24 protein-coding genes are annotated in these 23,176 nt (G+C 65.6%); 4 read left to right on the forward strand and 20 right to left on the reverse strand.

Going from position 1 to position 23,176, the window contains the following annotated elements:
- Positions 1 to 265: 265 nt before the first annotated feature.
- From RTY46_RS15945 to RTY46_RS16040, 20 genes are all read right to left on the reverse strand, one after another.
- Positions 266 to 898 carry a response regulator transcription factor gene (locus tag RTY46_RS15945; protein ID WP_049460605.1) on the reverse strand — a complete coding sequence of 211 codons (633 nt, stop codon included), beginning with the start codon at positions 896 to 898 and terminating at the stop codon, positions 266 to 268.
- A 91-nt stretch (positions 899 to 989) separates the two neighbouring features.
- Positions 990 to 1,568, reverse strand: a complete 579-nt coding sequence (locus tag RTY46_RS15950) for a PilZ domain-containing protein (protein ID WP_312709586.1) — start codon at positions 1,566 to 1,568, stop codon at positions 990 to 992.
- Positions 1,565 to 1,858: a hypothetical protein gene (locus tag RTY46_RS15955; RefSeq protein ID WP_312709587.1), complete on the reverse strand. Its 294-nt coding sequence runs from the start codon at positions 1,856 to 1,858 to the stop codon at positions 1,565 to 1,567. Before RTY46_RS15955 ends, RTY46_RS15950 begins: the two co-directional genes overlap by 4 nt.
- The gene (fliS, locus tag RTY46_RS15960) at positions 1,855 to 2,271 is read right to left on the reverse strand and encodes a flagellar export chaperone FliS (protein ID WP_312709589.1); all 417 of its coding nucleotides are present in this window, start codon (positions 2,269 to 2,271) and stop codon (positions 1,855 to 1,857) included. The genes RTY46_RS15955 and fliS overlap by 4 nt, the downstream gene beginning before the upstream one ends.
- A 129-nt stretch (positions 2,272 to 2,400) precedes the next feature.
- Complete coding sequence (gene fliD, locus RTY46_RS15965; RefSeq protein ID WP_312709591.1) at positions 2,401 to 3,816, reverse strand: flagellar filament capping protein FliD; 1,416 nt, start codon at positions 3,814 to 3,816, stop codon at positions 2,401 to 2,403.
- A gap of 440 nt (positions 3,817 to 4,256) precedes the next feature.
- Positions 4,257 to 5,465 carry a flagellin gene (locus RTY46_RS15970; RefSeq protein WP_312709592.1) on the reverse strand — a complete coding sequence of 403 codons (1,209 nt, stop codon included), beginning with the start codon at positions 5,463 to 5,465 and terminating at the stop codon, positions 4,257 to 4,259.
- An 85-nt stretch (positions 5,466 to 5,550) separates the two neighbouring features.
- Positions 5,551 to 6,798, reverse strand: coding sequence for a flagellin (locus RTY46_RS15975; protein WP_312709594.1), 1,248 nt, complete (start codon positions 6,796 to 6,798; stop codon positions 5,551 to 5,553).
- A gap of 72 nt (positions 6,799 to 6,870) precedes the next feature.
- Positions 6,871 to 8,097: a flagellin gene (locus RTY46_RS15980; protein ID WP_312709596.1), complete on the reverse strand. Its 1,227-nt coding sequence runs from the start codon at positions 8,095 to 8,097 to the stop codon at positions 6,871 to 6,873.
- Positions 8,098 to 8,503: 406 nt separating this feature from the next.
- A complete protein-coding gene (gene flgL, locus RTY46_RS15985; protein WP_312709598.1) occupies positions 8,504 to 9,706 on the reverse strand; it encodes a flagellar hook-associated protein FlgL in 1,203 nt (400 codons plus the stop codon).
- The gene (gene flgK / locus RTY46_RS15990) at positions 9,706 to 11,583 is read right to left on the reverse strand and encodes a flagellar hook-associated protein FlgK (RefSeq protein WP_312709600.1); all 1,878 of its coding nucleotides are present in this window, start codon (positions 11,581 to 11,583) and stop codon (positions 9,706 to 9,708) included. Before flgK ends, flgL begins: the two co-directional genes overlap by 1 nt.
- Positions 11,584 to 11,591: 8 nt before the next feature.
- The gene (flgJ, locus tag RTY46_RS15995; protein WP_312709603.1) at positions 11,592 to 12,788 is read right to left on the reverse strand and encodes a flagellar assembly peptidoglycan hydrolase FlgJ; all 1,197 of its coding nucleotides are present in this window, start codon (positions 12,786 to 12,788) and stop codon (positions 11,592 to 11,594) included.
- 1 nt (position 12,789) lies between these two features.
- Positions 12,790 to 13,926 carry a flagellar basal body P-ring protein FlgI gene (locus RTY46_RS16000; RefSeq protein ID WP_312709605.1) on the reverse strand — a complete coding sequence of 379 codons (1,137 nt, stop codon included), beginning with the start codon at positions 13,924 to 13,926 and terminating at the stop codon, positions 12,790 to 12,792.
- 8 nt (positions 13,927 to 13,934) lie between these two features.
- A complete protein-coding gene (gene flgH / locus RTY46_RS16005; RefSeq protein ID WP_312709607.1) occupies positions 13,935 to 14,627 on the reverse strand; it encodes a flagellar basal body L-ring protein FlgH in 693 nt (230 codons plus the stop codon).
- A 22-nt stretch (positions 14,628 to 14,649) separates the two neighbouring features.
- Positions 14,650 to 15,435 carry a flagellar basal-body rod protein FlgG gene (gene flgG, locus RTY46_RS16010; protein WP_049461063.1) on the reverse strand — a complete coding sequence of 262 codons (786 nt, stop codon included), beginning with the start codon at positions 15,433 to 15,435 and terminating at the stop codon, positions 14,650 to 14,652.
- Between the two features lie 103 nt (positions 15,436 to 15,538).
- Positions 15,539 to 16,288: a flagellar basal body rod protein FlgF gene (locus tag RTY46_RS16015; protein WP_312709609.1), complete on the reverse strand. Its 750-nt coding sequence runs from the start codon at positions 16,286 to 16,288 to the stop codon at positions 15,539 to 15,541.
- A 32-nt stretch (positions 16,289 to 16,320) separates the two neighbouring features.
- Positions 16,321 to 17,544, reverse strand: coding sequence for a flagellar hook protein FlgE (flgE, locus tag RTY46_RS16020; RefSeq protein ID WP_312709611.1), 1,224 nt, complete (start codon positions 17,542 to 17,544; stop codon positions 16,321 to 16,323).
- Positions 17,545 to 17,576: 32 nt separating this feature from the next.
- Positions 17,577 to 18,260 carry a flagellar hook capping FlgD N-terminal domain-containing protein gene (locus RTY46_RS16025; protein ID WP_312709613.1) on the reverse strand — a complete coding sequence of 228 codons (684 nt, stop codon included), beginning with the start codon at positions 18,258 to 18,260 and terminating at the stop codon, positions 17,577 to 17,579.
- 23 nt (positions 18,261 to 18,283) lie between these two features.
- Positions 18,284 to 18,691 (reverse strand): flagellar basal body rod protein FlgC, encoded by a 408-nt coding sequence (gene flgC / locus RTY46_RS16030; RefSeq protein ID WP_312709616.1) that lies wholly within the window; start codon positions 18,689 to 18,691, stop codon positions 18,284 to 18,286.
- Between the two features lie 3 nt (positions 18,692 to 18,694).
- Positions 18,695 to 19,090 carry a flagellar basal body rod protein FlgB gene (gene flgB / locus RTY46_RS16035; RefSeq protein ID WP_312709618.1) on the reverse strand — a complete coding sequence of 132 codons (396 nt, stop codon included), beginning with the start codon at positions 19,088 to 19,090 and terminating at the stop codon, positions 18,695 to 18,697.
- A gap of 153 nt (positions 19,091 to 19,243) precedes the next feature.
- Positions 19,244 to 20,188: a chemotaxis protein gene (locus RTY46_RS16040; RefSeq protein WP_312709620.1), complete on the reverse strand. Its 945-nt coding sequence runs from the start codon at positions 20,186 to 20,188 to the stop codon at positions 19,244 to 19,246.
- Positions 20,189 to 20,432: 244 nt separating this feature from the next.
- Between RTY46_RS16040 and flgA the strand changes: the two genes are divergently transcribed.
- From flgA to RTY46_RS16060, 4 genes are all read left to right on the forward strand, one after another.
- A complete protein-coding gene (flgA, locus tag RTY46_RS16045; protein WP_312709622.1) occupies positions 20,433 to 21,089 on the forward strand; it encodes a flagellar basal body P-ring formation chaperone FlgA in 657 nt (218 codons plus the stop codon).
- A 75-nt stretch (positions 21,090 to 21,164) separates the two neighbouring features.
- On the forward strand, positions 21,165 to 21,470 hold the full coding sequence (flgM, locus tag RTY46_RS16050; RefSeq protein WP_312709624.1) for a flagellar biosynthesis anti-sigma factor FlgM: 306 nt from the start codon (positions 21,165 to 21,167) through the stop codon (positions 21,468 to 21,470).
- A complete protein-coding gene (locus RTY46_RS16055) occupies positions 21,467 to 21,805 on the forward strand; it encodes a flagellar protein FlgN (RefSeq protein ID WP_312709626.1) in 339 nt (112 codons plus the stop codon). Before flgM ends, RTY46_RS16055 begins: the two co-directional genes overlap by 4 nt.
- Positions 21,806 to 21,897: 92 nt before the next feature.
- Positions 21,898 to 23,115 carry an ATP-binding protein gene (locus tag RTY46_RS16060; protein WP_312709628.1) on the forward strand — a complete coding sequence of 406 codons (1,218 nt, stop codon included), beginning with the start codon at positions 21,898 to 21,900 and terminating at the stop codon, positions 23,113 to 23,115.
- Positions 23,116 to 23,176: the final 61 nt, after the last annotated feature.

The raw sequence follows: 23,176 nt of genomic DNA on the forward strand, positions 1-23,176 counted from the left end.
CCGGAATCGGGGGGTTCCTGAGGCGCATGGTTGAGTTCCCGACACGCTGTAGGGGAATTCCCTACGAAAGCGCGGGAAGTTGACGATGGCCGCGGCTAAATCGTTGATTGCTGGTGAGCAAAGCCGGGCAAAGGTGGCTCGGGCTGTACGGAAACCTGTCAGGGCCTGTCGGGGTGACGGGAAGTCGTCGCCGATGCAGGGCCCGGGTCGGTAGGGTCGACCGTTGGTCGACCGCTACGCAAGGCGCGGGTTTAGCGGCGCTCGATCATTCCAGCTCGTGCTGGTGGCGCGCGGCCAGCAGCAACAGATCATTGGCGCGACGGCAACCCAGCGATTCCATCATGCGGGCGCGGTGGGTCTCCACCGTCTTCACGCTGATGCCCAGGTCGGCGGCGATTTCCTTGTTGCTTTCGCCCTTGCCGATCTGGCGCAGGATCTCGCGCTGGCGCGGCGACAGCGCGGCAATGCCGGTGGGCTTTTCGCGGCCCAGCATGGGCGCCAGCATCTTGGCCGAGATCTGCGGGCTCAGGAACACCTGGCCGGCATGGGCGGCACGCAGGGCCAGTTCCAGCTCCTGCGGCGCAGCGTCCTTGACCACGAAACCGACGGCGCCGCGGTCCAGCGCATCGCGCACGTGGGCAGCATCGTCATGCATGGTCATCATCACCACCCGGGTGCCGGGTGCGCGCAGGCGTATGTCACTCAGCGCTTCCAGCCCGGTGCGGCCCGGCAGGGAAAGGTCCATCAGCACCACATCCGGTGCATGCTGCAAGGCCAGCTGCAGCGCCTGTTCGGCGTTGCTGGCTTCGGCCACCAGCTGCACGTCGGCAAACCCCTGCAGCAGCCGCGCCAGGCCGGCGCGGACCAGGGTGTGATCGTCGACGATGAGAACTCGCACAGGCACGCAGCAGGTCCGTGAGGGGAGTCCACCTTAACTTAGCTGAACGGGCCCGCCAAGGCCCGCCGGCCACGCACTACGGTGACAGCGTTCAGCGCGCCCGGCGCGCTTCGGCAACCTGTCGACGGTGTAGACGGAAAAGGTGGCGCTCCACGGCCATTTCCAGGCCATCGCCCAGATGACTGAAGCGCAGCCACAGGAAGTGGCCGCCGCTGCCGTCGGCGGCTTCGGCCACCACTTCCACCGGCAGGTCGATATAGTCGGGCAGCCAGTCGCTGGGCTGCAGGCGGACCACGCCGGCCTGGCCCGGGCTGGCGCCACTGCGCGGGCCCAGCTGCAGGCGAATGCCGCGGCGCGACCAGCGTACCGGGCGCAGGGGCAGGTCGTGGCCCTGCTGGCGCACCAGCCGACCCAGCAGCACCATGGTCAGGTCCAGCTTGGCTTCCAGACGCTGCAGCTGCAGGGTGGCTTCGCTGCGCTCTTCGTGCTCGTCTACCCGGCTGTCCTCCACCAGCGCCAGACTGCGCAGCAGTGCTTCGGCGTTGCCGGTCCTGCCCAGTCCGCTTCCTGCCTGGAACTCGGCAGGCAGGGCCAGTTCACAGCTGAGCGTTTCGTCGAACAGCTCGCTTTCGGCCGGGTGGTGCAGCGAGGTGGTCGGCAGCAGGGTCATGCCAGCGATTCTGCCTGCAGGTATGCATGGGCCGCGCGAAGGGAGCGCTGGCCATCCTGCAGCTGCACGGCCACGGCATCACGGCGCTGGCGCAGCAGGCCCAGCAGGCTCTGCTGGCGTTCCAGCAGTGCCGACAGGGGGGCGTGGTCGGTACCGGTCAGCGGCTGGCTCAACAGCGCATGCAGGGTGCCGTCATGGCCGTCCAGCAGGCTGTCGGCCTGCTCGAAGGCATCTTCGTTCAACGCCTTTTCAAAGGCGTCCAGCTGCGCGTGCAGATCGTTCAGGCTCACGGCGTCACCGCCGCCGGCCGGCGCTGTTCCTGCGGAATCGCGTTCCATGCACCGTCGATCTCGCTCAACAGCTGCAGCGATTCATCCAGGGCCACCCGATCATTGTGCAGGTTCGCTTCGGTCAGCCGCTGCAGCACGTAGTCGTACAGGGACGAAAGGTTGCCGGCGATCTCGCCGCCGGCTTCATGGTCGAGCGAACCGTTCAGGTGGCCGACGATCGCACAGGCCTCACCGATCGCCTTGCCCTTTCCGGCCTGGTCGCCGCGTTCAAGGCTGGCCATTGCACGACGCACGCGTTCCAGCGCACCGGCCAGCAGCAGGGCCACCAGCTTGTGCGGATCGGCATCGGCGACCGCGCTGGTCACACCTACCTGGCGATACTGTTCGGCGTATTGACGGCTGGAACCGTACATTCGTGATTCTCCCTTGCGCTGTGTGCCGCCGACGGATCGTCAGGATCCGTACCGGCGGCACTGCGGTGATTGCTGATGCTTCTGTTATCGGTGCGAACGTGGCCAAACTTGAGCCATGTTCGCCTGCAATCAGCCGCTCAGCTGGGCCAACTGCTGCGACAGGGCGCTGCTGCTCTGCTGCAGCTTGCCCATCAGCGTGTCCAGCGCCAGGAACTGCTTCTTGTAGCGCTCTGCAACGCCTTCCATGCGGGTGTCCAGGTCGGCGCGGCGCTTGTCGATGTCGGTCAGCGTCTTGTTCAGGCTGTTGGTGCGCGACACGAAGGCGCCTTCCTTGCCGACCGTGGTGCTGACATAGCCGTCGACCATCGTGTACAGCTTGCCGGCGCCGCCGGTGTCGCCGGTGATTGCCTGGCGGATCCGCTCCGGCTGGTTGGCCAGTGCGGCAGCGAACTTGGTGGTGTCCAGCACCAGGCTGCCGTCGGCATTGGGGTAGCCGCGCGTCTGCAGGCCCAGGGTCTTCGGGTCCAGGCCTTCGGCTGACAGGTCCTTAAGGATGCTGCTCATCTGGGCGCGCAGCTGGCTCATGGCGCCACGCATCTGCGCATCGCCGGTCAGCGACGACGCTTCCTTGGTTTTCGTGTCGTAGGCGGTTTCGGTGTTGATGGCCGCCAGCGCCGCGTTGTACGCGGTCACGAACTCCTGCATCACCTTGGTGGCGGCAGCGGTGTCGGTGCTGATGGTGACCGTGCTTTCACCCTTCATCTTCAGGTTCAGGGTCAGACCGGGCACCGCGTCAGCCACCGTGTTGCTGGCACTGACAACCTCCACGCCGTCGATGGTCAGCTTGGCGTCCTTCGCCGCAGTGTTCTCTTTCAGGCTGCCGACCAGCGAGGTCAGGCCCGGATCACTACCTGCGTATTCCAGTTTGATGGCGTTGGCCGCGCCGGTTTTTTCCTGGGCGATGGACAGGTACTGGTTGTCACCCGAGCTGATCAGCGTGGTCTGCACGCCTTCCTTGCGGCCGGCGGCATCGATCTTGTTGCGGATCGTTGACAGGGTGTCGCCGTCCTCGACCTCGACGTTCATGGTCTTGGCCTTGTCGCCCACGCCAACTGTCAGCGTCAAGGTTCCGGCGGCGAACGCCTGGGTCTTCGGCACCGACGTTTCGGCAATCAGCTTGTGCGCGGTCGCCAGTTCCAGCACGTTCACCTTGTGCGTGCCGTTGGACGCAGCGGCCTTGGTCGTGCCCACGTCATAGAGCGCCACCGACGCCGTCAGGATCTCGTCAGCGTTGTTGGTGCCGCCCTTGCTGGCGGTCACGGTACGGGTGTCAAAGGCGGTGGAGGCCTTCAGCGCGGTCAGCGAGGTCTTCAGCTTGTCGAACGCGGCAGTGATGGTACCCACCGACGAAAGCTGCAGCTTTGCCTTGGACTGCTGCAGGTTCAGGGCATTGTCTGCCGGCTTGCGGTCGGCTGCCACCAACTGGCTGACCATGCCGGAAATATCCAGGCCCGAGCCAATGCCACCGTATCCAAAGTCTGCCACGTCGTTTCTCCTGGTAGCCGGGCCCGCCCGCGGTGCGGTGGCCCGTCGTCAACGAAAATAGCGGCCTGCGCCGCCGGGTCTTGAGGACTTCGTTGATGCAGGTCCTGTGCCACTGCCTGACAGGCGGTTCTGGCACGCCGGTTGCAGGAGGCAAGGGGCAGGGTGCGGGTGGGTTCACCGCAGGCTGCTAGGGGTCTGCAAAAAACCCTCCCCCAAGGCAGGGGAGGGATCAGGCTACTGACAATCGGGGGGAGACGAAGCCACCCGGTACGTGCAGTCAAAAGTACAGCGCTGAAAGAGAGGTCCGCAGGGGCGGGCGATGCCAAGCCGGTTCGGGGTGTTCCCGGGCCGGGCATGGCCGGCATCTGTGGGTGCCTTGTCCTTCTGGTTGCCGCTACCGTCGGTATGATCCGACGGTAGCGGCACCTTCTTGCCGTGGATCAGCGCAGCAGGCTGAGCACGCCCTGCGGTACCTGGTTGGCCTGGGCCAGCATGGCCGTACCGGCCTGCTGCAGGATCTGGGTACGGGTCAGTTCGGCGGTTTCCTTGGCGAAATCGGTATCCTTGATGCGGCTACGCGATGCCGACAGGTTTTCCGTCGAGGTCTGGAGGTTGGCGACAACCGAGGTGAATCGATTCTGGATGGCGCCCAGGTCTGCACGGGTGCTGTTGATCGCACCCAGGGCCTTGTCGACGATGTCCAGTGCCTGCTGAGCGCCCTTCACCGTGGAGATGTCCAGGTCGGAAGTAAACTTCCTGGCCGGCGGGCCCGCCGGGGGGGTGCCAACGGTCGCATCGTCCACATACGTTGCACCCGTGGCAGCAACGGCGAAGCTCTTGTAAGCGCCGTCCTTGTCGACGCTGTCCTTTACAGAGCTGAGGTCCAGTCCGGTGCCTGCGGCGTTCACTTCGGCGTACACGCCGGTCTCGCCGATCTTCCCGTTGATCTGTGCGGCCAGGGCGGTCGCTGCGGCCTTCTGGGTTGCCGCCGCCGTACCCACTGGCTCAACCTTAAGGGTGTCGAACTTTACTTCATTGCCCTTACTGTCGGTTATGCTCAGGGCGCTGATCGTCGCGGCAGTGGTATCGTCGCCCGGGATCGTAACCGACAGCTTGCCGCTAGCGAACTGGGCGCCGCCCAACGAAGCAGTCTTTGCATCCACGATCTTGTCGATTGCAATGGCTTGGCCAGCGTTGGCGCCAACCTGGAACAGCTGGCTGGAGAACGAACCGTCCAGCAGCTTCGTGCCGTTGAAGTCGCTCTGCTTGGCGACACGGTCGATCTCGCTGACCAGCTGGTTGACTTCTGACTGCAGGGCCTTGCGATCGCTGCTGGAGTTGGTGGCGTTGGCCGACTGCACCGACAGTTCGCGGATGCGCTGCAGGTTGTTGCCGATCTCCGACAGCGAACCTTCTGCGGTCTGGGCCAGCGAAATGCCGTCGTTGGCGTTGCGGATGGCAACGTCAATGCCGCGGATCTGGGTGCCGAAGCGCTCCGAGATCGCCAGGCCGGCAGCGTCGTCCTTGGCGCTGTTGATGCGCGAGCCCGACGAAAGGCGCTGGATGGTGGTGGCCAGCGAGCTGCCACTGGTGCTCAGATTCCGCTGAGCATTCAGCGACATCGTGTTGGTGTTGATGACTTGTGCCATGGTGCATTTCCTTTGGCGGAGGTGGAGCGTGAATCAGGAGCCGGGCGTCCCCATTGGATGGCGCCCGGTCAGCGAACGGAAGCGCTTAGCGCAGCAGGCTGAGCACGCCCTGCGGTACCTGGTTGGCCTGAGCCAGCATGGCCGTGCCGGCCTGCTGCAGGATCTGGGTACGGGTCAGTTCGGCGGTTTCCTTGGCGAAATCGGTATCCTTGATGCGGCTACGCGATGCCGACAGGTTTTCCGTCGAGGTCTGCAGGTTGGCGACAACCGAGGTGAATCGGTTCTGGATGGCGCCCAGGTCTGCACGAGTGCTGTTGATCGCACCCAGGGCCTTGTCGATCACTTCCATCGCCTGCTGTGCACCTGCCACAGTATCGATCTTGACGTCCTTCAGCAGCTGCGTACCGCCAGTTGCAGGGGGGGCAGTGTGAGCAGCTGCTGCATCAATTGCCGTTGAGGTGGCGACGCCTGCCGCTGCAGTGATCTGCAAGCCACTGAACTTCCCGTCCTTGTCAACGCTTTCCTTCACGGAGGTGAGCTTGATCTGCACCGGATCGGTCGGAGCAGCGCCGGCAACCTGCTCAGCATATACGCCGGTCTCTCCGATCTTGGCGTTAATAGCGGCAATAGTAGCTTTGTTTGCCTCTGCCAGATCTTTCGTTGCATCCCCCGTGCTGGTGAAGGAAACCGTTCCGATGTCTACGCCTGTAGTCGGAAGGCCGCCACCGCTGATCTTGAGGCCCGTGATTTTTGCTTCTTGGCCTGCGACACCTGGCGTTCCCGCTGCGAGCGTGATGGTGTTGCTGTCGAATACGCTACTACCGAGCGCATCTGCCTTTGCATTAACAACTTTGTCGATGGCGATTGCCTGGCCAGCATTGGCGCCGACCTGGAACAGCTGGCTGGAGAACGAACCGTCCAGCAGCTTGGTGCCGTTGAAGTCCGACTGCTTGGCAACGCGGTCGATTTCCGAAACCAGCTGGGTTACTTCGGCCTGCAGGGCCTTGCGGTCACTGCTGGAGTTGGTGGCGTTGGCCGACTGCACCGACAGTTCGCGGATGCGCTGCAGGTTGTTGCCGATCTCCGACAGCGAACCTTCTGCGGTCTGGGCCAGCGAAATGCCGTCGTTGGCGTTGCGGATGGCAACGTCGATGCCGCGGATCTGGGTGCCGAAGCGCTCCGAGATCGCCAGGCCGGCGGCGTCGTCCTTGGCGCTGTTGATGCGCGAACCGGAGGACAGGCGCTGGATGGTGGTGGCCAGCGAGGAGCCGCTGGTGCTCAGGTTACGCTGAGCATTCAACGACATCGTGTTGGTGTTGATGACTTGTGCCATGAGGAGAGGTCCTTGAGCGGTTGCACGTGAGTTGGGTCAGACGCCCCCGACGTGCTTCGGGGGCGGCTCATGTCAGCGCTGCAACAGGCTGAGCACGTTCTGGGGTACCTGGTTGGCCTGGGCCAGCATCGCCGTACCGGCCTGCTGGAGGATCTGGGTGCGGGTCAGCTCTGCCGTTTCCTTGGCGAAGTCGGTGTCCTTGATGCGGCTGCGCGAGGCCGACAGGTTCTCCGTCGAGGTCTGCAGGTTGGCGACCACCGAGGTGAAGCGGTTCTGGATGGCGCCCAGGTCGGCGCGCACGCTGTTCACCGATTCCAGGGCCTTGTCGACAATCGACAGGGCCTGCTGGGCACCCTCGACCGTGCTCACGTTGAGGTCTTCGACGTGGCGGGCGGTTGCGCCGGTCAGCGTGCCACCGGCGCCAAGGGCAACCTGCTGCAGGCCGATATTGGCAAAGGTGGCATCCACTGCCGTTGCGCCGGTGGTCGGGGTGGCGCTGACCGACAGTTCATACTCCTGGCCAGCCACAGCCGAGTGCAGGGAGATCTTGCCGGCGTCCAGCTTGGCCATCACGCCGGTTTCACCCAGGCGACTGTTCACGGCGGCAGCCGTTGCGGCGGTGATCGATTCGCCAGCCTTCACGGTGAAGTCGGCAATCTTGATGGTGGTGGCCGCGGCAGCGCCCGGCGGGGTGATCTCGATCTGCAGGCCGGAGAAGGTCGTATCCGCAGCAGCCTTGTCAGCAGCGATGGCCTGGGTGTTGTAGACGTTGGCGAAGGTGGCCGCGCCCAGCGTGTCTGCCTTGGCATCCACTACGCTGTTGATCGCGATTGCCTGGCCGGCATTGGCGCCCACCTGGAACAGCTGGCTGGTGAAGGTGCCGTCCAGCAGCTTGGTGCCGTTGAAGTCACTCTGCTTGGCAACGCGGTCCACTTCAGAGATCAACTGGGTCACTTCGGCCTGCAGGGCCTTGCGGTCGCTGGCCGAGTTGGTGGCGTTGGAGGCCTGCACGGCCAGTTCGCGGATACGCTGCAGGTCGTTGCCGACTTCGCTCAGCGAACCTTCGGCGACCTGGGCCAGCGAGATACCGTCGTTGGCATTGCGGATGGCCACGTCCAGGCCGCGGATCTGGGTGCTGAAGCGCTCCGAGATCGCCAGGCCGGCGGCGTCGTCCTTCGCGCTGTTGATGCGCGAACCAGACGACAGGCGCTGGATGGTGGTGGCCAGCGAGTTGCCGCTGGTGCTCAGGTTGCGCTGAGCGTTGAGCGACATCGTATTGGTGTTGATTACCTGTGCCATGGGGTCGTCTCCTCTTATATGGAACCCGTTGGTGAATGAAACGAAGCGCCGCCTGTTTTTTTTGTTTGGCTGTGTGCTTCGCCGTTGCCAAATGAATAACGGCGCTTTGTCAACAACCTTTAGGCGGGAATTTCGATGAGGCTGTAATTCGTCGCGCGAGGCTGCTTTTTCCGGGGTTTCGCTTGCCCTGGGGCAGCGCGGGGAGGACCCCGGAATGGGCGGTCGGGGATGGTTCCGACCGGCGCCACTGGATGTATCGGCGCTGCATGACGAAGCTGAATGGAGATGTGCTTCGCCGGGCATGTCCTGGCGTTACCGCACACCCGCAACGCAAACGAAAAAGGCCGCGATGCTGGGCATCGCGGCCTTGTCAGGTTCAGCGGGGCAGGGGACGGGCCCCGTCGGCTCAGCCGATCTTGTTGAACAGCGACATCTGCTGCATCTGCGCAAACAGGGTCTGCGCGGCCTGCAGTGCAGTGTTCTCAAGCTGGTACTGGCTCAGCGCATCGGCGTAGTCCAGATCGCGCATCTGCGACAGCGTGGTCTTCAGGGTCACTCCGTTGGATTCACGCATGTCCGCCGCATTGTCAAGCGCCTTCAGTTGTGCGCCCCCCGAGGCACGGGCGTCGATCATCCGCTCGGCCGCACGCGCCACGTCACGCAGGCTGCTCTGCAGCGCGTTCTGTTGTACGGCCAGCTTCTGTGGCGTTCCCGAGTCGGCTTCCAGTGCGCCGATCAACGAATCCAGGGTGCCGAAGATGTCGCGGCTGCTGGACGGTGTGACCGAGAAGCTGTCACCGGCGGCAGCGGTGCCATCAATGTGCAGGCGCACGCCGTTCACCACCAGGTCATCGCCAGACTTCATCGTGCCATTTCCAACCACCGTGCCGCCGGCGTCCAGCACCTCGTAAGTGTCGGCCGCGGTGAAGCGGACGCTGAAGGCCTGGCCATTCCAGTTGTCGGTGCCATCGCGGGTGATGTTGGTCAGCACCCCGGTACCGGTGTTGCCCGCGGCGGGGCCACCATCCACGAAGCCGTCGCCGGTGGGAATGCGCAGGAAGACCTCGCTGCCCGGCAGTGCATCACGCACGTACGTGTCCGGCCCCACTTCCACCTGGCGCTGGGTCTGGTCGCCGCTGTAGACCACGCTGCCGCCTACCTGCGAGAACGGCGGGTTGCTGTCGTTGGTACCGCCGAACAGGTAGCGGCCGGTGCCGTCGCTTGAATTGGCAAGCGACAGCAGGTTGTCCCGGATCGCCTTGATTTCAGTCACCATCGATTGCTTGTCGGCCGGGGCCAGCGCCGGATTATTGGCGTAGATGGTCAGCTCGTTGATGCGGCCCATCATGTCGCCTACCTGCGCCAGGGTATTTTCCTGCACGCCCAGGCGGTTCTGTACGTTGCCCGCGTTGAGTTTCATGCGCTCCAGCGCTGCCAGGGTGCGATCCAGCCCCACGGCGGCGCCGGCGTTGACCGGGTCGTCCTTGGCGGTGACGATCTTGCTGCCGGTGGCGATCTGCTGTTCCAGGTGGCTCAGCTTTGCCTGCTTGGACATCATCAGCGACACCGACTGGCTGAACATCATGCCGGTGGAAATACGGTTGTTCATCAACGCACCGCCTGCAGGATGGTCTGGAACATGTTGTCGGCCGTCGAGATCAGCTGCGAGGCCGCCTGGTAGGCCTGCTGCAGGCGCAGCATGTCGGCCGCTTCCTCGTCCAGGTTGACGCCGGAAATGGAATCGCGCGCGGACTGCGCCTGGTCGGTGATGACCTGCTGGGCGCTCAGCGAGTACTCGGCCGAACGCGCGGCGGCGCCCACCTGGGTGGTCAATCCACCCAATGCACCGTTGAGGGTGACCGTGCCCCCGTTGAAGGCCTTTGCATCTTCAACCTTGGACAGGGCGATGGCGTTGCTGTTGTCCGATGAGCCGGCCGGGGTAGGCGTGATGTTGAACGTATCGCCGGTCTTGGGCGCACCGTCCAGCACGAAGCTCCATCCGTTGGCACTGATCGTCTGGCCGGCCGTATAGGTCTGCGGCGCGCCGCCATCGATGGTGTAGGTGGTGGCCGAGGTGAACACGATCGCGGCAGGGTTGCGCAGACTGGCATTGCCGGCGTCGGTCACGGTCACGCCGCTCAGCTTTCCGGTACCCGTGTTGGCCAGCGCAGCGGCGCCCTTGATGGCGGCGGCGGCAGCAATGCGCGACGCATCGGTGATCGCCACGCTCAGGCTGCCAGCCACGCCAGCGGTGGGCTGCAGCAGGAAGCGATCGTTGGTGGCCGGGGTTCCGCCCACCACCAGTTCCACGCCGCTGATGACCAGCGGATCGGCAGCAGTGCCGGTGCCGGTCATGGGAATGGTGGCGCCAGTATCGGCGCGGCTGGCTTGCCACTGGGTACCGTCGTACTTCAGCACGATGTTCTGCGCGTCCAGCTTGGACAGGTCACCGTAGCTGGCGCTGATGGTCGCGCTGCCGGTGTTGGCCGTATTGCCGGTGACCCGCGGCGTGCCCAGGTTGAAGAAGTCGCCGCCCATCTGCCCGTACAGATCCACGCCGTTGCGGTGGCTGCTGTTGAAGGTCTCAGCCAGGCCGACGGCCATCTTGCCCAGTTCGGCCTGGGCCGGGGTCAGCACGGTGTCGCGGAACTCCATCAGGCCGCCGATCTGGCCACCTACGGCCTTCGGGTCCAGGGTGATGGTGCCACTCTGGGTCTGCAGGGCAAGCTGCAGGCGCTCGGGCAGGTAGGGATCTGCGACCGTGGTCACCTTCGATGCCGTCGTGCCCACCACCAGGGCGTTGCCGCCGGCGGTGTAGACGTTCATGAAGCCGCCGTCCTGGATGACGGCGGTGCCACCGGTGTAGCCCACCAGCTGCGCGACCAGCTGGTCGCGGCGATCCAGCAGGTCAGGCGCAGCGCCGGCGATGTTGGTGCCAATGGCCCCGTTGATCTGCGCGATCTCTGACGCCAGGCGGTTGACCTCGGTGGCGCCGCCGATCAGCCCGTTGTTGACCTCGCCGTTGAGGTTGTTCAGATGGGTGTTGAGCTGCTGGAAGCGGTTGGCCAGCGCGTTGGCGCTGTCGAGCATGTTCTGCCGGTCGGCGGTGCCCGCCGCGTTGGAGGACAGGCCACTGACGGTATCGAAGAAGTTGGACCACATGCCCGATACGTTGGTGGCCGTATCCGAGAACAGCGCGTCGACGCGGTCGGCCATGGTGGAAAGCTGCTGCAGCCGCGCCAGCTCGCCGCTGCTGTCGAGCAGGCGCGAGATCGCCAGCTGGTCTGCGGCGCGGCGGATGTCGACGATGCGGGTACCGTTGCCCACCTGGCCGTAGCCGAAGTTCTGTGTGTCGGCGGTGGCGAAGTCGACCTTCTGCCGGCTGTAGCCGGGCGTGTTGATGTTGGCGACGTTGTGGCTTGTCGTCGCCAGGGCACGCTGGAAGGCGAGCAGGGCGTTGGTACCGGTGGAAAGGACGCTGGACATGGGGTTCCTCAACGGCGGGTGATACCCAGCGCCGCGGTTGCGGTGCTGGCGAAGGTCTGGCCAAGGCGGGCGCCGGCATCGGTCACGGCTGCAACGGCGCGCTCGATGGTCGGGCCGCCGGCGATGGCGGCGATCTTGGCGGCGTAGCTCGGGTCGGTGGCGTAGCCGGCGCGCTGCAGGCCGCGGGCAAAGCCCCGCACGTCGGTGCCGGCCTGCAAGGCCTGCTGGTAGCGCGGGCTGGTCTTCAGCAGGCGCACGTAATCGGCGAAGCTTTCCGCCGGCGAGCTGTAAGCGCGGAAGCCGGCGGTTTCGTTACGGCGCACGCCATCGACGTACTCGTGCGTGCCCGCCATGGCACTCTGGCCCTTCCAGCCGGTGGCCTTGATGCCGAACAGATTGTGCGAGGTGCTGCCGTCGGCATGCTTGATCTGGCGCTTGCCCCAGCCGGTTTCCAGCGCAGCCTGGGCGACCAGGGCGCGGGCATCCACGCCCAGTTCCCTTGCGGCGTTCTGTGCGTGCGGCCAGATGCTTGCCACGAAGCCTTCCGGGGTATGGGCGCCCAGCTGGGCCACGGCAGTGCGGCTGGCCAGCGCGTCGGCGGCGGTGCCGGTACTGCCACGGTTGCTGGCGGTGGGCGCCCACTGGTCGCTGGCGGCGGCCCAGTCGGCACCCCCGATGCTGCCCGCGTAGGGATCCTCGGTGCCCAGCGCACGGTGTGCGCTGCTGCTTTCACGGCCGGCAATCAGGTCCAGCGCCTGTTCCATCGGGGCCACCGACGATTGCGCGCCGTCCTGCACGCCTGCGGACATCTGCTGCAGGATGCGCAGCGCGTTGCTGGCATCCTCCAGCGGCAGCGACGGCGCCTGCGCCGGTGCGTTCAGCTGGTAGGCACGGCTTGCTTTGGCCGGGTCGACGCGCGTATCCAGTACCGGCGCCGCGCCCTGGTTGCCAGACAGCTGCCGGGCAATGCTCTCGTGCAGGCCCAGACCCTTGCCGCGGGTCAGGGTCTCGGCGATCTTCTGGTCGTACATGTCCCGGAAGACCTTGTTCTCGCCCGGAAACAGCGAATCGCCGAAGCTGGCATCACGCATGCTCTTGACCAGCATCTGCGCGAACTGGCCTTCCAGCTGCCGTGCGACCTTGTCGATCTTGGCCGGGTCGTTCTGCTGCGTCGGGTTCAACTCCAGGGCGGGGGTGATACGCATGTCAGATCACCTCAAGCTCGGCGCTCAGCGCACCGGCCTGCTTCAGTGCTTCCAGGATCGCAATCAGATCGCCGGGTGCAGCGCCCACTGCGTTCACCGCATGTACGATCTCGTCCAGGCTGGTGCCGCCGTTGAACTTGAACATGCGGCTGCCATCGTTGGTGGCGGTAATGGTCGATTGCGGGGTCACCACGGTCTGCCCACCAGCCAGCGCGTTGGGCTGGCTCACGTTGGCGTTTTCCTGGATGGTCACGGTGAGCGAACCATGGGAAATTGCCGCCGGGCCCACGCGCACCTGTTGGCCGATCACCACGGTGCCCGTGCGTGAGTTGACCACCACCTTGGCCGGTGCGCTGCCTGGGGTCAGTTCCAGGTTCTCGATGCGTGCCAGCAGGCCGATGCGTGCACCCGGGTCGGTCGGCGCGCGCACGGCCACCGTCACACCGTCCACGGCGCGCGCGGCGCCTTCGCCGAAGGCGTTGTTCAGCGCGCCGACCATGCGCGATACGGTGGTGAAATCGTTGTTGTGCAGGTTCAGGGTGATCTCGCCGTTGGCGCCGAACACATCGGGCAGGGCACGTTCAACGGTGGCGCCGCCGGGAATGCGGCCCACGCTGGGCACGTTCACCGAAACGCGCGAGCCATCCTTGCCCTGGGCGCCGAAGCCGCCCACGATCAGGTTGCCCTGGGCGATGGCGTAGATCTGGCCGTCGGCACCGCGCAGCGGCGCCATCAGCAGCGAACCACCGCGCAGCGACACGGCGTTGCCGATCGACGAGACGGTGATATCGATCGGTTGGCCGGGCTTGGCGAACGGCGGCAGTTCGGCATGGATCGCCACGGCGGCCACGTTCTTCAACTGCGGGTTCACGTTGGCCGGCACGTTCACGCCCAGCTCGCCCAGCAGGTTCTTCAGGCTCTGCACGGTGAACGGTGCCTGGCTGGTGCGGTCGCCGCTGCCATCCAGACCCACTACCAGGCCGTAACCGACCAGCGCGTTGCCGCGCACACCGCCCACCTGGGCCAGGTCCTTGATGCGCTCGGCACTGGCGGGGGCCGCCATGGCCAACAGCAGGATGAATGACCCGTAGAGCGCCGCCGCGCGTCGCTGCCAGGAAGAAGAGGAGAAGAGTTTCATGACAATACTCAGAACGGCGCCAGCGCCGAATTGAAGAAGCGGCTCAGCCAGCCCATGGCGTTGGACTGCGCCACCGCGCCACGGCCGCCGTAGACAATGCGGGCCTCTGCCACGCGGCTGGACGGCACCGTGTTGTCCTGGTTGATGTCACCGGGGCGCACGATGCCCTGCACCTGCACCAGTTCGTCGCCCTGGTTCAGGCGCAGGTTCTTCTGCCCCTGTACCACCAGGTTGCCGTTGGGCAGGCGCTGTACCACCGTGACCGTCACGCTGCCCTGCAGGCGGTTGCTCTGCGCGCTGTTGCCCTTGCCGGTGAACTCACGCTCACCGTTGGCACTGGCGCTCAGAATGTCCTTGCCGCCCAGGGTAACCGGCGCGCCGAACAGCGAGGGTGAGCCGATGGTCAGGCCCGATTCCTTGCTGGTGGCGGTGTTTGCACTGGTCTGCGCGGTGGTGTTTTCCAGCAGGGTGATGGTCAGCAGATCACCGACATCACGCGCGCGGCGGTCGGCATACAGGTTCAGCGTCGGGCCGGCGGCGTAGATGGCGCCGGCCGTGGGCGGTGCCTGCATCGGCACGATCGGCTGCACCGGCGCCATGGCCGGGTAGGGGCGCACGTCGCCGGCGATCACGCAGCCGCCCAACAGGGCAGTAATGGCGCAGCACAGCGCGGTGCGGGCGAGGGTAGTGATGGACGACATGGCGGTATCCCGATGGCCTCGATCAGACGTTCTGGTTCAGGTAGCCCAGCATCGCGTCGGTGGTGGAAATGGCCTTGGCGTTCATTTCGTAGGCGCGCTGGGTTTCGATCATCGACACCAGCTCTTCCACCACGTTCACGTTGCTGCCTTCCAGCGCACCCTGCACGACGGTGCCCAGACCGTTCAGGCCGGGGTTGCCGTTCTGCGCCGGGCCCGAGGCGGTGGTTTCCAGGAACAGGTTTTCACCGCGGGCCTGCAGGCCGGCCGGGTTCACGAAATCGGTCAGGGTCAGCGCGCCCACTTCCACCGATGCGGCGTCGTCGGCCATCTTCACGCTGATGGTGCCGTCGCTGCCGATGGTGACCGACTGCGCGCCTTCGGGAATCTGGATGCCCGGCTGCACCGGGTAGCCGGTGTTGGTCACCAGCTCGCTGTCCTGGTTGATCTTGAACGAACCATCGCGGGTGTAGGCCGAACTGCCATCGGGCAGCTGCACTTCGAAGAAACCGCGGCCGTTGACCATCACGTCCAGCGCTCGGCCGGTCTGCTGCTGGCTGCCCTGTTCGAAGTTCTTCGAGGTGGCCACCACGCGCACGCCGGTGCCCAGCTGCAGGCCGGTCGGCAGCTGCGTCTGTGCCGAACTGGCGCCGCCGGGCTGGCGCACCTGCTGGTACAGCAGGTCTTCGAAGCTGGCGCGGTCCTGCTTGAAACCGGTGGTGTTGGTATTGGCGAGGTTGTTGGAAACCACCGACATGCGCGTCTGCTGCGCATCCAGTCCGGTTTTTGCGATCCACAATGCCTGGTTCATCTTCGGAATCCTGTCTGGCTGAAGCGGGCCGCGCGGTGCGGCCGTTGGTGGAGGTGGTGCAAGCGGTGTGCCAACGCCGGCCGCAGCCGGCGCCGGAATTCCGTCAGCCGCCCAGGCGCAGCAGGCTGTTGGCGCTGCGTGCGTTGTCGTCGCCGTGCTTGATCACCTGCACCTGCATTTCGTACTGGCGCTGCAACTGGATCATCTGCACCAGCGCACCGGCCGCGTCCACGTTGCTGCCTTCCAGCTGGCCGCTGTGCACGGTGGCGCCCTGTGCCTGGGCGAAGGGTTGTTGCGGGTCGTTGTTGCGGAACAGGCCATCCAGTCCGCGCTCCAGTCGTTCGTCCGGCGCCTGCACGATCTTGATGCGGCCGATCATGGCCATGGTCTGCGGGCCTTCGCCCTGCGGAATGATCGAGATCGTGCCGTCGTTGCCCACTTCCATCGCCTGGTAGGGCGGAATGGCAATGGGGTTGTTGTTGTCGTCCAGCACCGCACGGCCGCTGGAAGTGACCAGCTGGCCGTTGGGGGTAACCGACAGCGCGGCCCCCCGGGTGTAGGCTTCGCTGCCATCGGTGGCCTGCACGGCCAGCCAGGTTCCGGTCTGCAACGACAGGTCCAGCGGCTTGCCGGTGATGTGCTGCGCGCCGGCGCTGCGGTTGAAGCCGGCGTCGACGTGCAGCGCATCCACCCGCGAGGCATAGCCCGGCCCACGGATAGGGAAGGCTTCGGTGTTGGCCAGCGCTTCCTTGAAGCCGGGGGTGTCCGAGTTGGCGAGGTTGTGGCTGAGCGTACCCTGCGCCTGCAGGGAGGCGCGGGCACCGGTCATCGCCACGTAAAGGGCTTTATCCATGCGGGGAGTTCCGTGACAGGGTCAGCACCTCATCAACGGATGTTGATGACGGTCTGGGTGATCTGGTCCTGCGTGGTGATCATCTGCGCGTTGGCCTGGAAGTTGCGCTGGGCCACGATCATGTTCACCAGCTGCTCGGTCAGGTCCACGGTGGACGATTCCAGCGCGCCTGCCTGGATCTTGCCCATGTTGGAGGTGTCCGGCGCGCTGGTGCGCGGGGTGCCCGAATCGAAGGTCTCCACCCACAGGTTGTTGCCCTTCTGCTCCAGGCCCTGGGTGTTGTTGAAGGTGGTCAGCGCCACCTGGCCCAGTGCCTTGTCATCGCCATTGGAGTAGCGGGCAAACACCACGCCGGTTTCCGACACGGTGACCTCGTTGAGCTTGCCGGCCGCGTAACCATCCTGCTGGGTGTTGCGCAGTGCGAACTTCTCGCCGTACTGGGTCGACCCGGACACGTCCAGGGTCATGTTCAGGGCGCCGGCGCCGGTGGGCGGGGTGAAGGTGCCCAGGCTGATCTGGCCGTTGGCGGGCACCGTCAGCTTGCCAGCGTTGTCGAAGGTCAGGTTGGTCGGCGTCCCCGCGGCCACGCCATCGACGTAGTTGTGCACACGCCACTGGTTCACGCCGGCCAGCTTTTCGAAGTAGGACACCTGGGTGTGGCTGACGCCCAGCGAGTCATACACGGTGATGCCACCGCTGGAGTGGTTGTAGCTGTTGGAGTCGGTCGGGTCGAACGGGTTGACCGTCGGCACCTTGGCGTTGGCCGGCAGGGTGAAACCCACCTTGACTTCGCTGGTCTGCTTGGGCGGGCTGTCGGTGGTCAGCAGCTGCAGATCGACCAGCCGGCCAGCATCGAAGTTGGTGCCGTCGGCGTTCGGCGCGAACACCTGCAGGCGCGCGCCCTGCGGGTTTACCACGTAGCCGGCCGGATCGGTCTGGAAATTGCCGGCGCGCGAGTAGACCCGCGCACCGTTCATGTTCATGGTGAAGAAGCCTTCGCCGGAAATCGCCATGTCCAGGCCACGGCCGGTCTGTTCGTTGTTGCCCTGGATGAACTGCTGGGCGACGTTGGAGACGCGCACGCCCGAACCTACCTGGTTCTTGGCCAGGCCATAGCTGGTGGCCGAGAACAGATCGGCGAACTCGGCGCGCGATTCCTTGAAGCCGGTAGTGTTGGCGTTGGCGACGTTGTTGGCGGTGACGCTCAGGTCGGAGTTGGCGGCATTGATGCCGGACAGCGAGATGTTGAAGCCCATGGGATGCTCCTGGTAGATGCGGGTTGTGCGGCTCAGCTGACGCGGAGCACGTAGTCGATCGGGGCCGTGCCCAGGCCCTTCAGGTTCAGATACAGGCCGTCAGAGCCGACGGTCACGCTTTCAACCGGCGCCTGTACGTAGGTGGACAGCTTGGTGCTGGTGCCTGCGGTGTCGACGTGGTTGGCGACAATGGAGTACTTGCCCGGCTCCATGCGGTTGCCGTTGGCATCCTTGCCGTCCCACTGGAACGACACCTCACCTGCGGCCTTGGCTTCCACGCTGATGGAGGTGACCTTGGCGCCGTTGGCGTCGGTCACATCAACGGTGACGATGCCAGCGGCGGGGGCGGCAACCGTGCCGCTCACCGTGCCGTCCTCTTCCAGCACCAGCTTTTCTGAAGGCACCAGCACTTCGTGGCCGACCAGGGCGGCGCCACGCAGCACCTGGTCGCTGGCCATGGATTCCTGGAAGCCCTTGACGGTGGAGTTCAGGTCGGTGATGCCCTGCACGGTGGACATCTGCGCCATCTGCGCGACCATCTGCGTGTTGTCCATCGGCTTCAGCGGGTCCTGGTGCTGCAGCTGTTCGGTCATCAGGCGCAGGAAGTCGGCCTGGTCCAGGGTGTTCTTCTTCTTGGTATTGGTGCTGTTGGGCGCGTTCAGGCCGAGTGCGGCGTAGACGTCCTGGTTGGTCTGGTTGTTGACGGCAGTGGTCATGGCGGTGTCCGGTACAGCGGGCCTCAGCGGCCCATGGTCAGGGTGGCCAGGGCCAGTTCCTTGGCGGTGGTCAGCATTTCCACGCCGGCCTGGTAGTTGCGCGAGGTCGAGATCAGGTTGACCATCTGCGCCACCGGATCCACGTCGGGCTGGTAGATGTAGCCTTCGGCGTCGGCCAGCGGGTGGCCCGGCTCGTAACGCTTGATCGGCGCGGCTTCGCTCTGGCTGATTTCCTTGACCTTCACCGAAGTGATGTTCGGATCGGTCTTGCTGGTGACGGCCTGGAAGATCGGCTCCAGCGGCTTGTACACCGCGTCGGCAGAACCGGCGATGCTGTCAGCGTTGGACAGGTTGGAGGCGATGGTGCTCATGCGCACCGACTGCGCCTGCAGCGCGGAACCGGCGATATCGAAGATCGGCAGGTTGCTCATGGCTTATTGCCCCGTGATCGCAGTCAACATGGAACGCACCTTGCTCTCGACGAAGCTGAGCGAGGCGCGGTATTCCAGGGCAGCACGGCCGTAAGCGGCGCGCTCTGCATCGGGGTCGACGGTGTTGCCGTCCAGGCTGGGCTGCACGCCTTCACGGGCCACCTGGAACGGGTTCAGGCCACTACTGATTTCGTAGTGCTGCTCGTGGGTGGTGTTCATCAGGCCGTTGGCATCCAGCCCCTGGGCGTGGCGCAGGGCGGCGTCGAAGTCCAGGTCCTGGGCCTTGTAGCCGGGGGTGTCGGCGTTGCCGAGGTTGCTGGCGATCAGCTTCATGCGCTGTTCGCGCAACGGCATGGCCTGGGCGTGGACGCCCAGGTAATCGGTAATCAGGTTGCGCACGATGCACTCCCACAGGAACGTTGCCCGGGAAGCTGCAAGTGGTGTGCCAAACGCGTGAAGGGGTCAGATCCCCGCAGGGGCTCTGACCCCAACGGGGCAGGGGCAGGGCGAGGGGGCCAGAGCCCCTGCGCAGGTCTGACCCCGTGGGCGGCCTCAGGCCGCCATCGCTACCTTGCGCAGGCGGTCCAGCACGAAGTCTGCCAGTTCATGCGGCGAGTACTTGGCCACGAAGGCATTGGCGCCCACGCGTTCGACCATCGCATTGTTGAATACGCCTGACAGGGAGGTGTGCAGCAGCACATACAGCCCGGACAGACCGGCATGGCGCCGGATTTCCGTCGTCAGCGTGTAGCCGTCCATGGCCGGCATTTCGATATCGGAAATCACCATGGCGTACCGCTCAGCCGGGTTTTCGCCCGAGGCGTGGATCTGCAGCAGGTGGTCCAGCGCCTGCTTGCCATCGGAAAGCAGGGTGGCGCCCACGCCCAGCTGGTCCAGCACACTGCGGATCTGCTGGCGCGCCACGCGCGAGTCATCCACCACCAGCACCTGCAGCTGCGGTGCGTCGGCCGGCATGGCCATGGCCGGGTCCAGTACGGCTTCGCTGCGAACCTGGGCAATATCAGCCAGCACGCTTTCCACGTCGATCACCTGGATCAGTTCACCCTGGAAGCGGGTGACAGCCGTCAGGTAACTGGATTCGGCGCCCAGCTCCGGCGGCGGGTGAATGTCCTCCACCGCGATGTTCACGATGCGCTCCACACCACTCACCAGGAACCCCTGGATCGAGCGGTTGAACTCGGTCACCACCAGGTAGCCGGGGGCCGTGTCGGCGTCTGGTTCACGCTCGGGGTGGCCGATGGCCAGGCCCAGGTCCAGCACCGGTACCGAGCGGCCACGCACGTCGGCCACGCCGGCGAACTGGCCGGGCAGGCCTGGCACCTGGAACAGCTCGGGCCGGCGCAGCACTTCCTGCACCTTGAAGACATTGACGCCAAAAAGCTGACGTCCGCCGAGACGGAACAGCAGCAGCGCCAGGCGATTGTGGCCGGCCAGTCGGGTCCGCTGGTCGATCCGGTTGAGCAGGTCATGGGACATGGCTGCTGTATCGGCGTGGTGGCCACCGAACTTGAGGGGAATGTGATGCCGCCCCCCGGTCATAGAGTCGAGCTTGCTCGACTTCCGCCTCTTGTAGAGTCGAGCCATGCTCGACTGATGTGCCGTGCAGTCGAGCACCGCTCGACTCTACAGAAGGACGACGAGCAAGCTCGACGCTGCAGGGGTGGGCTGGCACAGCGCTTGCATCCTTTCGGGCCAGGTCCCAGCGAACCCAGGAGGCGCCATGCGCCGGATGACATTACTAGTAGCCGCTGCGCTTGCATTGGCTACGCCGTGGGCGCAGGCCGCGCAGTGGCAGCCGGTGGCGAGCATCCGCTCAGCCGCCCTGTCCACGCTGCCTGTGGGCAGCGAAGGCGAGGCCGTGGTGGCCGATGCGCTGCGCCTGCCTCTCTGCGGCAAGGCCTTGGCAGTACAGCCCACCGCCAACACCACCGTGGAGGTCAGTTGCCCCGATGCCGGGGGCTGGCGGCTGTTCGTGCCGGTGAAGGTACGGCACAACCAGACGGTGCTGGTGCTGACCCGTGGCATTGCCACTGGAGAAACCCTCAGTGCGGCCGATATCAGCACTGCCCAGCGTGACGCGGCCCGTATTGCCGGCGCGGTGCTGGCTGACCCGGCTGCGGCGGTGGGGCGCATTGCGCGCCGTCCGCTGGCGGCAGGCAGCCTGCTATCGGCCAACGACTTGCTGGCACAACGTCTCATCAAGCGTGGAGACAATGTGGCCCTGGTCGCCCGCACCGGCGCGGTGGAAGTGCGTATTGCCGGCCGCGCCCTCGGCGATGCCGGCCACAACGACCGCGTTTCGGTCGAAAACCTGTCCACCCGCCGCATCGTGCAGGGCGTGGTGGACGCGGCCGGTGACGTAATCGTGGCGCGTTGAAAAAGTTTGGAAAATCCCTAAAGATCACGGCCCAGCGGCCGTTATCCCTTGTGTACGGCAACTCCAGGACACCCCATGAGCCAGAAAATCGACGGCAATCTGCAGATCCCGCAGGCCCTGCGCGGCGTTTCGACCCCGGCCAGCAAGCCCGGCGTGAGCAGCGATTCGGCTGCCCGCCCGGTGGAAGCAGCTGACAGCCTGCGCCTGACCGGCGAAGCCACCAACCTGCAGGCCATCGAGCGCGACCTGAGCACCGCCCCGGCGATCGACGCCCAGCGCGTGGCCGCCGTGCGCGAGTCGCTGCAGAACGGCACCTACAAGATCAATCCGGACGCGATCGCTTCGCGCATGCTCGAGCTGGACCAGCAGCTGCAGGGATGAGCGCGGCGATGAGCGAGCCGCTGCAGCGCCTTGCCGAGGCCCTGGACGTTGAACGCCAGGCCTTGGTTGAGCACGACGTGCATGCGTTGATCCGGGCCACCGGGGCCAAGCTGGAGGCGCTGCGTGCGCTGGAAGGCACGCCGCCGGTGGGGCAGGGCGAACAGCTGCAGGCGCTGGCCGAGCGCAACCGCGCCAACGGCGTGCTGCTGTCGCGCCGCCGCCGCGAGGTCAACTGGGCGCTGCGGCAGCTCGGCCGCACCGAAGACGCCTCGGCCTACGACGCCAAGGGCCAGTCGCACACCGTTACCGCGCGCCGGCCGCTGGCCGTCGCCTGATTCCCGGGCGGCCGCTGGCCGCTGCCGGGCGGGCTGTGGCCCGCAGCCGGAGCGCGTATATTGGGCGCCTGTTCGCAAGCTCCCGAGTCGCCGTGTCTGCCGCCAACGCCCTGGTTACTGCCCCCCTTCCTTCCCAGCCCGTGCTGCAGGCCCTGTTGGAGCGCCTGCGCGAAGGGCTGTTGTTGTTCACTGCCGATGGGCAGGTGGCGCTGGCCAATCCGGCTGCCCAGCACCTGTTGGGCAACGCCGACGGCGCGGCGGCGCCGGCGCAGCGCCTGCGCGAACTGCTGCCGCCTGACGCGCTTGAGCAGGCCCGGCAACAGGGCGCCTGGAGCGGCAGCCTGCCGCTGGGCGAGGGCGTGGTCATCGCCCATCTGTATCACCATGGCGAAGGCGGACAGAGCCATTACCTGGCGCTGTTCCAGCGCATTGAAGGGCAGGAAGACTACGAACGCGAACTGCAGCAGCGCCACGCCGAACTGCGCCAGGCCTATCTGCGCCTGAACGGCACCCAGGAAAAACTGCTGCAGTCGGAAAAGATGGCGTCCATCGGCCAGCTGGCCGCGGGCGTGGCGCACGAGATCAACAACCCGATCGGTTACGTGCACTCCAACCTGGGCAGCCTGCAGGAATACCTGCGCAGCCTGTTCACGGTCATCGAAGCGTACGAGCGCGCCCTGCGCGCGCCCGATCCGAAGGCGCTGATTCCAGAGATCGACGATATCCGCGATCGCCTGGACATCGATTTCATCAGCCGCGACCTGCCCCAGCTGATGGCCGAGTCGCGCGAGGGCATCGAGCGGGTGACCCGCATCGTGCGCGACCTGAAGGACTTCTCGTATTCCGGCCGCGACGAGTCATGGAAGCTGGTGGACCTGCATGCGGGCCTTGAATCGACCATCAACATCATCTGGAACGAGCTCAAGTACAAGGTGACCCTGGAGCGCCAGTTCGGCCAGCTGCCCCTGGTGGAATGCCTGCCGTCCGAGTTGAACCAGGTGTACATGAACCTGCTGCTGAATGCCGGTCACGCCATTGCTGAGCGCGGCACCATCACCGTGCGTACCGGCGTGGACGGGGACATGGTGTGGGTGGAGTTCGAGGATACCGGCGGCGGCATTTCGCCCGAGCTGCGCCAGCGCATCTTCGATCCGTTCTTCACCACCAAGCCGGTGGGCAGTGGTACCGGGCTGGGCCTGTCGATCTCCTACAGCATCATCAACAAGCACCACGGCCGCATCGACCTGGACAGTACTCCCGGGGTCGGCTCGCGCTTCCGCGTGGTGCTGCCGATCAAGCAGCCGCGCTGATCTTGCTTCTGTAGGGTCGAGCCATGCTCGACTGCTTTTTGCCGCAGTCGAGCATGGCTCG

It is taken from the genome of Stenotrophomonas sp. (assembly GCF_032056425.1).
Taxonomy (GTDB): domain Bacteria; phylum Pseudomonadota; class Gammaproteobacteria; order Xanthomonadales; family Xanthomonadaceae; genus Stenotrophomonas.